This window comes from Rheinheimera sp. 1928-s (genome assembly GCF_029269265.1).
GTDB lineage: Bacteria > Pseudomonadota > Gammaproteobacteria > Enterobacterales > Alteromonadaceae > Pararheinheimera.
On record NZ_JARIXP010000001.1, the window covers coordinates 1 to 15422 of the forward strand.

Below are 15422 nucleotides of genomic sequence, written 5' to 3' on the forward strand. Positions count from 1 at the left end.
GGATGATTGATTGGAGTTGTTCCTAGTACGAGAGGACCGGAATGAACGAACCGCTGGTGTTCGGGTTGTCATGCCAATGGCACTGCCCGGTAGCTACGTTCGGAACGGATAACCGCTGAAAGCATCTAAGCGGGAAGCCGGCCAAGAGATGAGTCATCCCTTGTACCTTGAGTACACATAAGGGTCGTTGGAGACCACAACGTTGATAGGTGAGGTGTGGAAGCGCAGTGATGTGTTAAGCTAACTCATACTAATTGCCCGAGAGGCTTAACCATACAACGCCCAAGGTGTTTGTGTGGGTGTGATAAAGAATTCGATTCAGCTTGCTTGTTAAAGACATAAAAACAGTTTTTGCCTGGTGGCAATAGCGCTGTGGAACCACCTGACTCCATTCCGAACTCAGAAGTGAAACGCAGCCGCGACGATGGTAGTGTGGCAGATGCCATGCGAGAGTAGTTCACCGCCAGGCTCCCAAATACAGAACCCCGCTCAGTGAGCGGGGTTTTTTATTTGCGTTGCTATAGGCGGTCGGCAGGGTGAAACAGGAAAAACGGGACGCAAACAGTTTTGCGTCACGCCTGTTTCACGCCTTGAGCTCTGCGAAAGGCCGGACAAGACGGCCTGCTGTCGCCTCACCGCCCGGAATAAGCACCCGAATTCAGAGCTAATCCGCTGTTAAAGTAGTTCACCGCCTCCGAATTCAGAGCTAATCTGCTGTTAAAGTAGTTCACTGCACCCGAATTCAGAACCGTTCCGCTTTTAAACTAATACAGGCGCAATGCCTTCGGCGATTGCACCCTACAAACCAATCCCACCTACCTTTTACCCCCCTATTTGGCTATAATGCAGCCCGTTTTTACAGCAGTTTTGGGTGTGGTTTGATCATAGTTCGTGTGGCGCAGTATATTTGGTTCAGAATGATCCGGCTTGGCTGGCGCTCATGGCTGAAATTAATCCCATTGATGTTCATCAGCCTGGTATTGATCTCTATGTTTGCTACTCCTATTCCTGATCAGCAGTACCATTTTCCTGATGAAAACACAGCAAACAGCAACTTTCATGTGGTTGAATTTAATGATGAAGGTCAGCCCCACGATGTAAAGCAGCAACAAGCTTTGTTTGACCGCATCAAAAAGCCGGATTCCGCCACTGCAGAATTGGTGATTTTTGTGCATGGCTGGCATCAGAATGCTGCGCCAACAGACTCCAATTTCGTGGCTTTTCAGCGATATATCAAAGAATTACAAGAGGTGGCGCCACAGAGAAACCTAATAGGTCTTTATCTGGGGTGGCGGGGCGATAAATACGATCCTTTATGGCTGGACGAATCCGATAAAGCTGAAGGCTGGTTAGAGCCACTGGATTTTCCTACTATTTTCCAGCGCAAAAGAGTATCACGTCTGGTTGGTGAACAAGGGGTAAGCCAGTTACTGGACAAGCTCGATGCAGTGGTTGAGCAAGGTCAGCTGAAACGTTACATCTTTATCGGTCATAGTTTAGGTGGTTCTGTGGCTTTGCATGCCAGTAAAGTTCGGGTAAAAAAAGCTATTGATCTGGGCAAAGATAATCCGAATTTGTATCTGTTATTAAACCCTGCAGTCACCGCCAAAGAGTATAAACCGCTGGACTCTTTATTAAGCGTCGACAGGCAAAAACCAAGCATGGTGGTATTGCAGTCCAAAGGTGACTTTGCGGTGAAAGAAGCTTTTAATTTCTTAAAAGATGGTGAGCAAGCTGTAGGCAATTCATGGGCTATTACCCACGATATAGATAAATGCCCGAGAGGGAACTGTGAAACCCCTCTGCATTTACACAGTAGTTTGGCTCAGCATGATGCGATACCAGGTTGTATGATGCAGCTCAACCGGTCTGGCTGGCGTATTCGCGCCAGGGTGCAGGCGCGTCGTACTATTCAAAGTTGTGATGACGCCAATATGCAGGCGGTCTGGGTACTAGCGGTGTCAGATGATATTATTTTTGGCCATAATGGCATTCTAACGCCAAACCATGCCGGTGCTTTGGCGGAAATTTTGAGTCTGATTGATTACCACAAAAACCAAATCCCAGAAGCTATTTAGCTTTCTGTTATATAGAACTTAATGCCATAAAATCAGCACTGTGCCAGCTACCGTCAGGCTGGCACCTAGCCAGGCGCCAACTGCAGGTCGTCTTTTATAAACCAGCCATAATAAAGGCACTACCAGCACAGGGCTGACAGACGACAGCATACCTATTAAACCTGCATCACCCGTTTTTAAAGCCTGTAAAATCAGCGTCATGCCAATCACCATAGACAGAGCCGCATTTACCAAAACCATGGCAAAGATTTTCTTTGTCATTGGCAAATAAACCCGCGCTACCTTAAAGCCCAGCCAAAACAACAGAAGATGAGCCAATAATGCGACCGTCATCCTTACAGCCGAAGCACTGACCGCATCAATGTCAGTTTCCATCAAAGGTTTTAACATTAAGGTTGAAGCGGCCTGGCATAAAGCCGAAGTTAAACCTAAGGCGATACCAGAACGAAGTTGGGACTGATTCGATTCCCAATGATGTTGTTCTTCTGCTCTGCGACCGAGCACTATGGCTGTCATCACTCCTGAACTTAACAAACCACAGCCGACTAAAGTCCAGCCCCAAATAGACTCGCCTAAAAACAGATAAGCCAGCAATACAGAAAACATCGCATGAGTGGCAAATAACACACCAGCACGGCGTGGTCCTAATCGGTTCATTGAGGCAAATAACGAGGTATCACCAATTAAAATACCAATAAGTGCCGAGATGGCCAAAAGTGGCAACTGAGGCAAAGCCAAAGTGCTAAAACCACCACTGAAAAAAGCCCAGAGCCATAACATGCTGGCCGCGCAGGCTAAACGCCAACGGGTAAAAGCAAAAGCGCCTAAATGACTGGAGGCTGTGGCAGATAACAAACTGCCGACAGCCCAACACACAGCAGCCAATAAGGCTAAATATTCAAAAGGCACTAATAAATTCCTGAAGATAAATACCGATCACCGCGGTCGCAGATAATGGCCACTATCACGGCGTTATCTAGTTGCTCGGCCAGACGTAATGCCGCATAGACAGCACCGCCAGAGCTGACACCACAAAAGATACCTTCCTGCTGCGCCAGTTGCCGCATGGTGTCCAGAGCCTGATCGGCCGTGATATCGATGATTTGATCGACCCGCTGCTTTTCATAAAAGCCGGGTAAATAAGCTTCTGGCCAACGGCGTATACCCGGAATGCTGCTGCCTTCAGCGGGTTGTAAGCCGATGATTTGAATATCAGGGTTGTGCTGCTTCAGATAACGCGACACCCCCATAATAGTGCCCGTGGTGCCCATGCTGGAGACGAAATGAGTTATTTTGCCCTGACTTTGTTGCCAGATCTCAGGGCCGGTAGAGGCGAAATGTGCCGCCGGATTGTCGCTGTTATTAAACTGGTCCAGCACCAAACCCACACCTTCTGTTTGCATTTGTTTGGCTAAATCACGCGCATATTCCATGCCTTGTTCTTTACTAACCAGTATCAGCTCGGCACCATAAGCCCGCATCGATGCCTTACGTTCATCTGTCATATTGTCCGGCATAATCAGCTTCATCTTGTAGCCTTTAATAGCTGCTGCCATGGCCAGAGCTATGCCGGTGTTGCCACTGGTGGCTTCAATCAGGCAGTCGCCTGGTTTGATATCGCCCCGCGCTTCAGCCTGTTGCAACATAAAAAGGGCTGGCCTGTCTTTGACTGAGCCGGCTGGATTATTGCCTTCGAGTTTTAACAGCACAGTGCTTTGCGTATGATTGGCCATACGTTGTAGCCGCACTAAAGGCGTCTGACCAACATGATCTTCGAGGGTAGGGAACATAAAACCTCAGCGGGACATAAGAAATTGAGGCTAGTGTAGCGGATCCGACTCTTTACTCACAGACGGATCCGCTATAAGTCAGAAGCTTTATAGTCTCGACAGACGTTTAAAGTTGTCACACAAAATGGCAGTGGCTATACCCACATTCAGTGATTCTGTGTCGCTGAAAGCAGGGATAGTCACAGGGTGGCTGATCACCGATTTTAATGCAGAGCTAATACCATTGGCTTCGTTACCCATCACCAGATAACCACCGGCTTTACTGAGCTTTAATTGATGCACAGACTCACCTTCAAGATAAGCGCCATAGACAGGCATAGTGCTTTGCTCTAATACTGGCAATAACTCCTGGTAATACATCTGTACCCGCAAAAACGAGCCTTTAGCCGCCGCTATCACTTTCGGGTTGTATAAATCCACTGTGTCAGTTGAGCAGAGAATGTGGCGAATACCATACCAGTCGGCAACGCGGATAATAGTACCTAAATTACCTGGGTCGTTGATTTGATCCAACACTAACACCCAGTCGCCTTGTTGCTCTTTAAATGGCAGTGCTACTGGTATTTCAGCCACCGCCAAAGCGGCGTTATTGCTACTAAAAGTACCGACCTGCACCAATTCATGCTCAGTGCATTGCTGTACCAAATCAGCTTTAGTACAAAGACCATGATGTTGTTGCAAAAACTGCTCTGTACCAAAGACTGCCCGCACTTTCCACGAACTGTGCAGCAACTCCAGCACAGATTTTTCGCCTTCGACAAAAAACAACTGCTCGGCTTTGCGGTATTTTTTTTGCTGTAAAGATCGGATTAACTTCGACCATTTCTGACTAATCATAAAAACCTATAAAAGAGACCTACATCGAGGCCTTATATTTCTGTTGTCCTGCTACCCAGCTTTGTTGCACTTTGGTTTGCCATAAAGTTTCAGCAGGAGCTTTAAAAATGTCGCGATCAACCAAAATAAAATCAGCCCACATGCCAGGTGCTAACGATCCCATACTTTGATCCTGAAAAGCGCCATAAGCTGCATCGAGGGTAAAAGATTTTAACGCCTGAGTTAACGTCAGGCGCTGTTCTGGTAACCAGCCACCTACGGGTTGATTTTGCTGATCCTGACGTGTTACCGCGGCATGAATACCGTAAAAAGGATTGGCAAGTTCTACCGGGAAATCTGAACCAGCTACTATGCGACTGCCCTGATCCACAAAGCTTTTCCAGGCATAAGCACCACGTAAACGGGCTATGCCTAAACGGTCGGCTGCCATATTTTTATCTGAGGTTGCGTGGGTAGGTTGCATTGCAGGCAGAATATGCAGTTCTGCAAAACGTGGAATATCTTTAGGCGACACAATCTGTGCGTGTTCAATACGATGACGGCCTTGTTCTAATTGCTCTTTGCTTGCGAGTTGCTCAAACCTGTCCAACACCAAACGGTTGGTTAAATCACCTATCGCATGCACATTGGTTTGAAAACCAGCATCCAGAGTCAGCTTCATGACCGCTGTTAACTTGTCTGGCTGAGTGACAAATAAACCTTTTTGGCCAGGTTGGTCGGAATACGGTTCTATTAACGCGGCACCACGGCTGCCTAAAGCGCCGTCGCCATAAATCTTTACTGAGCGGGCGACAAACAGGTCATCTTTATCCTGTATCGGACCTGCTTTTAGCCAGTCGGCTAAATTTGGATCTGTTGCCGATAACATGGCGTAAATACGCAATGGCAGTTTGTTGTCTTTACGCAGTTGCTGGTAACTTTGTAAGTTCGCCTGCTCTACACCTGCGTCGTGGACAGAAGTAATTCCCAAAGCCAATAAGTGCTCGAAAGCAGCGTCTAATGCGGCTAGACGTTCGGCTTCAGATTGCTGCGGAATATGTTGCTCCAGCAATAACATGGCGTTGTCTATTAACACACCTGTTGGATTGCCTTCTGCATCGCGGATAATTTCACCGCCAGGTGGATCTATAGTTTCTTTGGTGATGCCCGCCAACTGCAAAGCTTTACTATTGGCCCAACCTGCATGCGCATCTACCCGTGTTAACCAGACTGCTTTGTCTTTAATGCTTTCATCCAACAAGGTTTTGCCTGGAAACTGCTGTGTAGGCCACAACACCTGGTTCCAGCCACCGCCTAAAATCCATTGTGATTGCTGATGTTGTTTGGCAAAAGCTGCAACTTGAGCGACGGCCTGTGCTTCGCTGCTACTGGTGCGTAAATCGACCCGATTCAGGTTTTGGCCTAATCCCAGTACATGTCCATGGCCATCAATCAGGCCAGGTAATAACGTTTGGCCTTTGCCGTCTAGTTGTTCTGCTTTGTTGTAGGCTGCAACTGCGGCTTTATCGCCGCGAGCCAATACTTTGCCCGTCTGGTTATCAAACACAAAATGGCTGAATTCGGCAATCTGACCTTTTTCATCAAAGCCATAACCCTGAATATTGTGCAGCACTACAGGAGCTGCTGACAAAGAGCCGCTGGCAAGCAGTAACAAGCTAAGCACTGAAGGTGTAAAACGAGACATAAAGGAACCCCTGGTTGGTCCGTTGCCGGACCTGCCGGGCTAACGGTATTTTTTCTTGGCTTTTTGCTGACGGACTTTTTCCCGCTCGGCTTTTTCAGCAGCTCTGGTGGCTTCCTCTAACTTAGCATTCTGCAATTCCTCTGTCACCATATCTGGCGTTTCCAGACTGACAGGGCCAAATAAACCAGCACGAAGTTCGGTAATTAAAATGGAACCGGCTTTTTGTAAATCAACCACGCCACCTTTACGCATACAACCACGACGTTCGCCTAAGGCATCCAATAAAGCCAGATCGTTTTCTGGCTGCTCTTTTAACTGATAACGCGCCATCACTTGTTGCGGGTAGGCTTTGAGTAAGTAATCAGCTGCAAAAATAGCGATATCTGCATAATCAAAAGCTGTGTCTTTAATGGCTCCTGTCACAGCCAAACGATAGCCACAGCTGGCTGGGCTCAGCTTGGGCCATAAAAAGCCTGGGGTGTCAGTCAGAATGACATTATTGTCTAAACGAATACGTTGTTGGATTTTAGTCACACCAGCTTCGTTGCCGGTTTTAGCAATAGTGCGGCCCGCTAAGGTATTGATAATAGTAGATTTACCAACGTTAGGAATGCCCATGATCATAGCGCGTGCGCCGCGGATATCTAAATTGCGATCTGGCAGCATTTGGTTGCAAAGTTGTAATAAAGCCTTGATTTGTTCAGGGTTTTGCTGACTAATAGGAATGGCTTTAATACCTTTTTCCTGTTCAAAGCGTTCCACCCATAAGGCGGTTACAGCCGGATCGGCCAAGTCAGCTTTGTTCAGCACTTTGATGACCGGAGTGTCACCACGCAGTTCAGGCACCAAAGGGTTTTCACTGGAAAAAGGAATGCGGGCGTCCAGCATTTCGATAATGATATCGACCTGCGGCATGACCTCGGCAATTTCTTTACGGGCCTTGTGCATATGGCCTGGGAACCAGTTTATCGACATAAAAACTCTCTTGGGTTAGCCGCTTGGCGGTTGGAACAGGAAACAATTCAATATTTTACGCTGTTATCAGCTAAGGCAGGAACTTTTTTCCGGCTTAAACCTCCGATTAGCAGCTTTTTACGTAGAAGAATCTCGTAATACATATACAACGGAGTCACAGGGAATGAAGAAGTTGAAGTATCTGGCGGGTTTAGCTATCACTGCTGCTGTGTCGGCAGCACCTGTAATGGCCTCAGAGTTTAAACAGGTTCAGGTGCAACTGGAGCATCCGGCAAACGGTGATACCTTGTTTATTCCTGGCGCAAAAGCCGTGCTGCAATCTGGTCATTCGTCTAGCAGTCGCTGGCTGAGTTGGGTGGATTTAACAACCAACACCGCAAAGCAGGTACCTATCCCAACACAAGCTCAGTTTTTTCATAAAGCTCAGATCAAAAGTCAGCCAAGTGAAGTACTGGTCGTCTTTGGCAGTGAAGGCATTAGTTTTTTTAAACCTGAAGATAGCAGCTGGCATCGTTTACTCAACACTGAATCTTTGTACCGCACTGTGGATAGCAAAAGGTTGCTGAAACTGGATTTTGTGTATGACTTAAATAACGATGGCTTATCTGACTTTGTAGTGACAGATTTTAATGCTCATCATGTGTATATGCAGCAACAGGATGGCAGTTTTAATCAGTATTCTTTGGCTGTGGACGCCAAATCCCGCATTTTTGATGAAAACCCGGATTACAGCAGCCGCAAAGCACGCTTTCTGGACTGGAATGGCGATGGCCGTACTGATATTGGCTTTGCGATAGACGATAGCTTGTTGTTGTATCTGCAAACAGAAAGTGGTTTTTCTGCCCAGGGCCAGACGATTCAGCTTGGATTGGGTTTAACACCAGACGTTCAGGCTGAGCTGAGGGGCGGCGATGGCCGAAGCTTTAAAGGGTTGTCGATTAGCAGATTGTACGATGTGAAAGACTTAAATAACGATGGCGTAGCCGATTTTATTGTACGTCAGGAGCAGTTTGCTGATGCTGTGGAGCAAAGCTATAGCTACCGTATTCATTATGGAACAGTGGAGCAGGGCGCTTTGCAGTTTAAAACTGAACCTGATGCGCGGATTAACACCAAGGGGATCCAGTCCGAACCTGTATTTACCGACTTAAACAACGACAAAAAGTTAGATTTTTTCACCCCAGCTGCTGAATTTGGTATTGGTACTCTGGTACGGGCTTTACTGGCAGGTACTGCGAATATGGAACTGCAGTTTTTTCCACAGTTACCAAGCGGAAAGTTTCCGGATAAGCCTGTCTATCGGCAAGACGCTACGGCACAGGTCAGTATTGGTAACGCGCAGGTGAATTTGCCTGTACTCAAAGCGCTGGTGTCAGAGCAGGCCCCGGCTTTGTTGTTGATAGGGGATGAAGATCATTTAAAACTGTATCAAAGCGCTAAAGAAAAACTATTCAGCAGCAAAAGTGTTCGCTTAAAACAAGCCATACCGCTAAACGGTATGCTGGCATCCACAGCAGATTTAGACCAAAACGGTAAAATGGATCTGATTTTGCCTTTTACTCATCTGGATCCGGAAGCTGTGCGTAACCAGCTGCATTTTTTACTGCAGCAATAAATTTATGGCCTTAACCATAGTTTCATTTGTGGATAGCCGTCTGTAGCGGATGGTTGTTCGCACATGCCATACCAGCTTAACAGCGGATGGCCAAAACCGTTTTCAGAGGTAAAGGCGGTTATATAGCTTTCTGAGCCGCCTTTATAGCCGTCAGTATGGAATAGAAATTCAGGCGGCAAGTTTAAATACACTAAAGCCGCCCATGACCAGGCGATAGCGGCCATTTCTTCTGCCGGGCCGTGACCAGACTTACGAACATCAGCCTGTAGTTCAGCTCGTTTGGCTGACGTGGTCACAGCAATGTGTCCAGCTTCATGCAAACAGTCTCCCGGATAACTCAGTTTTTCCGGATCAATCAACAAACAACCGTTCTCGATCCGCAAGCCCGGTAAAAAGCTTACACCTGACAAGGAGCTCAGTTGGTATGGCAGCCCTATCTGCTGAAAAAAATCAATCAGTTTAGTGAGTTGCTCAGTTTTTGTTTCCACTGTCTTTGCTTCCTTTTTTAACCGTTTTCCAACCCATCAACACAAATCATGTTTGATCGCTTCAAAATTAGCAATGTTCCTTTTTTGTGCTAATCTGGTTTCTTTATAGAATAAAAAGAATAACTTAGCTATGAGCCTTTGCCTGTTTTCTTTAATTACTAAAGCAGAACACTTGCAGCAAATGCAGCAGGAATTGCAATTGCTGGCACAGCAGCACTGGTGTCAGCATGTGAATAAAGCCGATTATCAAGGCGGCTGGGATGTATTGGCTTTGCGTTGCGCCACCAAACATCAGGATGCTCACGCCATATTGCAAAGTTTTGCCATTGAAGATGGCACAGAGTGGCAGGATTTACCTTTGCTGGAACAGGCCCCTTACGTCAAAAATTTTCTGCAGCACTTACCTGTTTCAATAAAGTCTGTACGTTTAATGCGTTTACATCCAGGTGCTGTGATTCAACCCCACAGAGATCATGGCTTGTGTCTGGAACAAGGTGAAGCTCGTTTGCATTTGCCACTACAAACCAACCCTGAGTTAAAATTTTACGTGGCAGAGCAGTTGGTGCCTATGCAGGAAGGTGAGCTGTGGTATATCAATGCGGATCAAACCCATAGAGTTGAAAATAAAGGGGGAGCCGCCAGAATTAATCTGGTGATTGATTGTGAAGCGAATGACTGGCTAAAGGGGCAAGTCTATGCCTGATCAGTGGGGTAACTCCAAAAGACTTAGCCGCACTGAACTGGAACTCTATGCCAGAGCTTTGCTGCAGTGTAGTTCACCAGGCCAGGCTAAACAGCTGATAGACCCTGTGCTGCGTGCCTTATGTCAACAAATCGAACTTGATTTACATCCGGCTATGTTTACTGATCCCGGCGCCACTGTCACGGCTTATGGCAAAGCTGTCTCTCCAACTACAGCTGCACAATGTGCTGAAGATCCAGACAGAGGCCGTGTTTTTATCCAGGGCTTGCACCAGGCCATTCTCGATCAGGTACAACAACAACCAGACAGGCCAGTGCAGTTGTTGTATGCAGGTACGGGCCCTTTGGGTTGGCTGGTTTTACCTTTGTTAACTGTATTTGATGCCAGTCAGTTGCAAGTGACAGCTTTGGATATTCACCCGCAGTCTTTGCAGAGTTTTAAAGCACTGACGGAGCACTTTGGCCTGTCAGACAGAATCACAGATTGGGTTTGTGTGGACGCTACCTTATGGCAACCCGAACCTAAACCAGCCTTTGATCTGATTGTATCTGAGACCATGAAACATTTGCTGCAGCAGGAACCGCAGGTGCAGATTTTCAGCCATTTGCAGCAATTTCTGACCGTCAAAGGCCGGTTGATCCCACAACAAATTAAACTGGATGCCTGGGTGGAATGGCGGGAGCAGGGGCAACAACAACGGCACTACTTAGGGCCTTTATTTACGCTGGACAAGCAACTTTCCACTGCACTGGCAATAGGAGATCTGTCCGCATTTTCCGGTCAGTGGTCGTTACCAGAGTTTGAACCTGGACCTGTGGATTTGAAACTCACCACTGATATTCAGGTGTATGAAACATACTGGCTGCGGGAACATCAGTCGCAACTGACAATGCCACGGTATAAATCCGGACTGATGCTGGTTCCGGCTTCTGTCGTGCAGTTTCAGTATCAACAGGGGATTTACCCGGATTTTGAATTTGAGTATCAACAGCAGTGGCCTGAACTGGTCAGCAGTGACGATTTAAGCTGTGCAGGCGTATTTCACGCCAAACGATTATGGCAAAAAACACAGCTGAAAAAGTACAGGCAAGTTGATGCAGAGTACCCGGACGAATGGTTACTGGATAAGGCGGTGCTTGACCTTTGTGGAGTAGGGCTGGAACCCGGTATGCAGGCTTTGCATAGCTGCAGCAGACTAAGCGACTGTGTTGCTTTTTTGCAGCCTTATGTGTCGGATCTGTCGGTAAGAACAAGGATAAACCAGCAGCTCAAGTCGTTAAGGCAAAACAAAACTCAGGCGGAACTACCGCAGCTGTTAACCGACGCTCAACTGGAGTTCTGGCGCACTCAGGGGTATCTGGTGATCCCCGGTGTATTAAGCAAAGAGCAATGCCAGCAAAGTTGTGATCTGATTTGGCAGTATTTGCAGGCCGACCCGGCACAACCGGACAGTTGGTATCAAAGCACAGATAAAATGCAAAAAATCATGCTTCAGCTGTTCCGCCACCCTGTGCTGGATGCGAACAGGCAACAGCCTCTGATCCGCAAGGTGTACGAACAATTATGGCAACGCACAGATTTAGTGATGAGTACAGACAGGGTCAGTTTTAATCCACCTGAAACCAACAGCTGGCGTTTCCCCGGGCCTGATTTGCACTGGGATGTTGACCTGATAGCGCCAGTACCTTTTGCCACTCAAGGGCTGGTTTATTTGACGGACACTACAGAGCAACAAGGTGCTTTTTGTTGTGTGCCGGGTTTTCACCTGAAGGTTGATCACTGGATTAACAGCCAAAACAAAAACGCCATTGAACTGCAGCAGCAAAACTGGGCAGACTGGCCTGTCAAAGCCATAGCGGCCAAAGCTGGTGATTTAATTATCTGGCATCAGGCGCTGCCTCATGGTGCCAGCCGTAACACTGCAAACTCTCCTCGTATGGTGCAGTACATCACTATGTATCCTTTGGTGGATTGATGCAAAAAGTCAGTTTGTACCACGCCTTATTGCACGATGCTGTCAGGTTAAAGACCTTATGGCAGCAGGAGCAACTGGATGAGTTTGTCGCTTTGATGCGCCAGTATTTACGCTGGCCTGAACTTAACTTTGAGCAACTACAGCGTTTTTTAGCAGAGCAAAACCAGCAAGCCTTTTGCCCTGAACTGGCCTCTTTTAGCCTGTGTTGGCAACCTTATGCTTATCAGGCACAGCGTAAAATTGTACGTTGGGCTCCGGCTTTCCTGAAACCCTCTTTGCCTTTTTTTGAAGACGATTTAGCCTTGAGTCGTCAGAGTTTGCTGGCGCAGTTGATCCAGCCTTTTAGTGAACTGGAACAGTTGTTACCCCAGCGTTTAACTGTGCCTGCAGTGCAACCGGCCTTGTTGATTTTTCACTGGTCCAGATGTGGTTCCACTTTGGTTTCCGGCAGTTTTGCCTTACACCAAAAAGTGAAAGTGCTATCCGAGTCTATGCTGGCCAGTGATCTGCTGAATGACCCTTATTGGGCCGGGCAACAACCAGAGCTGCTGGATTTAGTAGTACGTTTGCAAGGGCGTTTGCGGCACAATGAACAGCGACTGGTGATTAAATGCAATGCCTGGGATTTGCAACATTGGCCTGTCTGGTTAAGTTTGTATCCGAAAGCTGGGGTGTTGTGTGTAATTCGTCAACCTGAAGCAGTGCTGGCGTCTCATCATCATCTGGCAGGCCGCCATATGGTGAGGTTACAACCCGAACTCTGGAAAGACACCAATCAATGCGCCACTTTATTGGACTACAGAATTGAGGTGGTCCGGCAAATGGCTGTTTTGATGAATGCAATGCGACAATATTGTCACTGCACAGTGTTGAGTTACGAACAATTAAAAGACTTCACACCACCGCAATTAGCCAGTCTTGCCGGATTAACCCTGACGGACGCAGAGCAACAGCTGTGGCGGGAGTTTCGGCTTTTTGATGCAAAACAGCAGGGCGTACCTTTTCAACCAACTAAAAAATCAGCAGAAGAGCTTTTTAGTCCGGCAGAGTTAAAGCAGATCCGCTCAGATCTACAACCTTTGTATCAGCTTTTACTGGCAAAAGGCGAGGGATAGCCCAACTGTTTTGCCAATACAGCAATTTCCTTCAGTTTACTTAAATGTGGGTATTCAGCAGAGGTCTGCACTAAACCCAGGCCAAATTGATCCACTTTTTTCAAAGCGGGCCAGAACAGAGGAGTCGAGCAGTCTAAAAATGCTGCCAGCTGCAGCTTACTTTGCTCTGAAAACAGCTGACTAAAACTCAGGCTAAACCAGTCCTGCTCAGGCCATTGCTGCTGATAGTTCAGTGCCTGCCATTGCACTTCCGCCCAATACCATAGGTTTTTTTCCGCCGGGTTCAGCAAGGGCCATAACTCTTTATATTGATGCAACAAGTCTTGCTCAGCACCCGGCATATACAAGTTTTTGACGGGTAAATGTGGCAACACAGGTGGCACAAAAGCATTCAGTTTTAATAACGAAGCCACTGTATCCAGCGGGTCCCGGTGAATATGGATCACTCTGATGGGACAGTTGAGCTGTTGCCTGAACCAATTCAGATGCCGCCAACATGGGAAACCTGTCTCGATATAAATTTTACCCGACGCCAGTTGCTGCCTGATAAATACCAGGTGTTGTTCCAATAGTTCAGCATTGGCCTGCAGAGGGTGTTGCACTGTATTGAGATCAGGTCGGTAGCCAAAATGCAGAGGTTCATGCTGCACCATAAAGTCTTGATGCCATTGTTGTAATGTTTCGGTCAGCCATTGAGTGCCGCATCGGCCTGTGGAGATAACAAAGTAAACAGTCATTTCAATCAGTTTCTTACATCGTAAATTATATATTTACATCACTGTATAAAATATAAACTGGAAAATCTACATTCGGTACACTATGCTGTTCCGATTAAAAGTGTCAGGTTGTTTAAGTGGTTCAAGAACTAAATCAGATATTTGAATTAAGTACCCGTATCGCTACTGCAGAGGATGAGTTGTTTTTTGAACAGTTATTTTGTTCAACCAGGGAGTTTTTCTATGAACTGCAGCTTCCCCCCGAGATCACAGAGTCTCTGCTCAAACAACAATACAGGTTGCAGCAAAGTTCATATAAAGCCGAAGCGCCCAATGCTGTTACTTATTGGCTTGGCCTATCTGAGCAGCCAGTGGGTAAAGTGATGTTAAACAGCACTGCCAGTGAAATACTGATTATGGATTTAGCTTTTATTAAGACGATGAGAAGTAAAGGTTATGGCTCTGCGGTGTTGGATGCAATTAAACAAAAAGCTGCGGCAACCGGCGTGAGGGTGAGGTTATCTGTTGATAAAAATAACGTACGAGCAAAAAAATTGTATTTACAACATGGTTTTGTAATCACAGGTTCATCTGAAAGTCATGAGTTTATGTTTTGGTCGGGTACAAAGCTTTAGCGGTTGTCAGTAATAAAGATTGTTTTATGGATGGTGAACAGCGTAATGAAAAAAGAAGTGTAGGATTTTAATGCAGTTTTTCCTGTTGTTTAGGATCGGGCCTTCATTTCTACAATGTCATTTATTATAAAAAATAATTAATAATGTGTTAAATAAACAATAAGGAAAAACCTATGTCTGAACAATTTATTGGTGAAATCCGTATGTTTGGTGGTAGTTTCGCTCCACGTAACTGGGCATTTTGTAACGGGCAGTTGTTGAATATTCAGCAAAATACGGCATTATTTTCTATACTGGGAACGACATACGGCGGCGATGGCGTAAACACCTTTGCATTACCTAATCTGCAAGGCCGTGTTCCAGTGCATAAAGGGCAAAGCCCTGGTACCAGCTTTTATAGTCTGGGCGAGGCGGCGGGCACTGAACGAGTGACGCTTACTGCCGCCGAACTACCTGCTCATACTCATACAGTGGCATTAACAGGGACCGGCAGCGCTAGTCTAGCGTTAAGCGCTTCCTCTGAGAATGGCAATACGCCTACTCCCGGCCCAACAACTGTGCCAGCTAAAGTACCAAGTGGCTTAGCCTCATTGAATGCTTATAGCACTACAGCGCCTGACACCACGCTTTTACCTGCTACAGCAACAACAACTGTGAATGTAAGTGGAAACACCGGAGTGGCGGGCAGTAATATGCCTGTTTCCGTGGTTCAGCCTTTTTTAGCCTTAAACTTTATTATCGCTACTCACGGACTTTTTCCTAGTCGTAATTAGCATTTAATACGGGGCGGGTTGATAAGTATTAGTATGAA

14 protein-coding genes and 2 rRNA genes are annotated in these 15422 nt (G+C 46.7%); 9 read left to right on the top strand and 7 right to left on the bottom strand.

What is annotated here, in order from left to right; all coding sequences use genetic code 11:
• The 3 genes from P3C17_RS00005 to P3C17_RS00015 all read left to right on the top strand — a co-directional run.
• Positions 1-275, top strand: a 23S ribosomal RNA gene (locus P3C17_RS00005); the annotation flags it as partial.
• A gap of 79 nt (positions 276-354) precedes the next feature.
• A 5S ribosomal RNA gene (rrf, locus tag P3C17_RS00010) occupies positions 355-469 on the top strand.
• Positions 470-878: 409 nt separating this feature from the next.
• On the top strand, positions 879-2078 hold the full coding sequence (locus P3C17_RS00015; protein ID WP_300927528.1) for a hydrolase: 1200 nt from the start codon (positions 879-881) through the stop codon (positions 2076-2078).
• Between the two features lie 18 nt (positions 2079-2096).
• Here P3C17_RS00015 and P3C17_RS00020 read toward each other — a convergent pair whose 3' ends face one another.
• The 5 genes from P3C17_RS00020 to ylqF all read right to left on the bottom strand — a co-directional run bounded on the left by P3C17_RS00020 (position 2097) and on the right by ylqF (position 7364).
• Entirely contained in the window at positions 2097-2987 is an 891-nt protein-coding gene (locus P3C17_RS00020) for a DMT family transporter (protein WP_300927529.1), read from the bottom strand.
• Positions 2987-3868, bottom strand: a complete 882-nt coding sequence (cysM, locus tag P3C17_RS00025; protein WP_300927530.1) for a cysteine synthase CysM — start codon at positions 3866-3868, stop codon at positions 2987-2989. The genes P3C17_RS00020 and cysM overlap by 1 nt, the downstream gene beginning before the upstream one ends.
• A gap of 87 nt (positions 3869-3955) precedes the next feature.
• Entirely contained in the window at positions 3956-4705 is a 750-nt protein-coding gene (locus P3C17_RS00030; RefSeq protein ID WP_300927531.1) for an RNA methyltransferase, read from the bottom strand.
• Between the two features lie 19 nt (positions 4706-4724).
• Positions 4725-6389, bottom strand: a complete 1665-nt coding sequence (locus P3C17_RS00035) for an amidohydrolase (RefSeq protein WP_300927532.1) — start codon at positions 6387-6389, stop codon at positions 4725-4727.
• Positions 6390-6428: 39 nt separating this feature from the next.
• Entirely contained in the window at positions 6429-7364 is a 936-nt protein-coding gene (gene ylqF / locus P3C17_RS00040; RefSeq protein ID WP_008900836.1) for a ribosome biogenesis GTPase YlqF, read from the bottom strand.
• A gap of 163 nt (positions 7365-7527) precedes the next feature.
• Between ylqF and P3C17_RS00045 the strand changes: the two genes are divergently transcribed.
• Complete coding sequence (locus P3C17_RS00045; RefSeq protein ID WP_300927533.1) at positions 7528-8979, top strand: VCBS repeat-containing protein; 1452 nt, start codon at positions 7528-7530, stop codon at positions 8977-8979.
• Positions 8980-8981: 2 nt separating this feature from the next.
• Here P3C17_RS00045 and P3C17_RS00050 read toward each other — a convergent pair whose 3' ends face one another.
• On the bottom strand, positions 8982-9467 hold the full coding sequence (locus P3C17_RS00050) for a hypothetical protein (RefSeq protein ID WP_300927534.1): 486 nt from the start codon (positions 9465-9467) through the stop codon (positions 8982-8984).
• 130 nt (positions 9468-9597) lie between these two features.
• On the opposite strand from P3C17_RS00050, the gene P3C17_RS00055 reads away from it, so the two are divergent.
• The 3 genes from P3C17_RS00055 to P3C17_RS00065 are packed head-to-tail and all read left to right on the top strand — an operon-like array spanning position 9598 to position 13260.
• Positions 9598-10170, top strand: coding sequence for an aspartyl/asparaginyl beta-hydroxylase domain-containing protein (locus P3C17_RS00055; RefSeq protein ID WP_300927535.1), 573 nt, complete (start codon positions 9598-9600; stop codon positions 10168-10170).
• On the top strand, positions 10163-12145 hold the full coding sequence (locus P3C17_RS00060; protein ID WP_300927536.1) for a phytanoyl-CoA dioxygenase family protein: 1983 nt from the start codon (positions 10163-10165) through the stop codon (positions 12143-12145). Before P3C17_RS00055 ends, P3C17_RS00060 begins: the two co-directional genes overlap by 8 nt.
• Entirely contained in the window at positions 12145-13260 is a 1116-nt protein-coding gene (locus P3C17_RS00065) for a hypothetical protein (protein ID WP_300927537.1), read from the top strand. The genes P3C17_RS00060 and P3C17_RS00065 overlap by 1 nt, the downstream gene beginning before the upstream one ends.
• On the opposite strand, the gene P3C17_RS00070 is transcribed toward P3C17_RS00065, so the two are convergent.
• Positions 13230-13997, bottom strand: coding sequence for a hypothetical protein (locus P3C17_RS00070; RefSeq protein WP_300927538.1), 768 nt, complete (start codon positions 13995-13997; stop codon positions 13230-13232). The two genes, P3C17_RS00065 and P3C17_RS00070, sit on opposite strands and share 31 nt — an antisense overlap.
• A gap of 116 nt (positions 13998-14113) precedes the next feature.
• Between P3C17_RS00070 and P3C17_RS00075 the strand changes: the two genes are divergently transcribed.
• Both P3C17_RS00075 and P3C17_RS00080 read left to right on the top strand, forming a co-directional pair.
• Positions 14114-14611: a GNAT family N-acetyltransferase gene (locus P3C17_RS00075; protein WP_300927539.1), complete on the top strand. Its 498-nt coding sequence runs from the start codon at positions 14114-14116 to the stop codon at positions 14609-14611.
• Positions 14612-14784: 173 nt separating this feature from the next.
• Positions 14785-15384, top strand: coding sequence for a tail fiber protein (locus tag P3C17_RS00080; protein WP_300927540.1), 600 nt, complete (start codon positions 14785-14787; stop codon positions 15382-15384).
• Positions 15385-15422 lie beyond the last annotated feature (38 nt).

Coding starts and splice junctions, on each gene's coding strand:
- cysM (WP_300927530.1), bottom strand. CDS start 3,868: ATGTTCCCTACCCTCGAAGATCATGTTGGTCAGACGCCTTTAGTGCGG.
- P3C17_RS00030 (WP_300927531.1), bottom strand. CDS start 4,705: ATGATTAGTCAGAAATGGTCGAAGTTAATCCGATCTTTACAGCAAAAA.
- P3C17_RS00035 (WP_300927532.1), bottom strand. CDS start 6,389: ATGTCTCGTTTTACACCTTCAGTGCTTAGCTTGTTACTGCTTGCCAGC.
- ylqF (WP_008900836.1), bottom strand. CDS start 7,364: ATGTCGATAAACTGGTTCCCAGGCCATATGCACAAGGCCCGTAAAGAA.
- P3C17_RS00045 (WP_300927533.1), top strand. CDS start 7,528: ATGAAGAAGTTGAAGTATCTGGCGGGTTTAGCTATCACTGCTGCTGTG.
- P3C17_RS00055 (WP_300927535.1), top strand. CDS start 9,598: ATGAGCCTTTGCCTGTTTTCTTTAATTACTAAAGCAGAACACTTGCAG.
- P3C17_RS00060 (WP_300927536.1), top strand. CDS start 10,163: ATGCCTGATCAGTGGGGTAACTCCAAAAGACTTAGCCGCACTGAACTG.
- P3C17_RS00065 (WP_300927537.1), top strand. CDS start 12,145: ATGCAAAAAGTCAGTTTGTACCACGCCTTATTGCACGATGCTGTCAGG.
- P3C17_RS00070 (WP_300927538.1), bottom strand. CDS start 13,997: ATGACTGTTTACTTTGTTATCTCCACAGGCCGATGCGGCACTCAATGG.
- P3C17_RS00080 (WP_300927540.1), top strand. CDS start 14,785: ATGTCTGAACAATTTATTGGTGAAATCCGTATGTTTGGTGGTAGTTTC.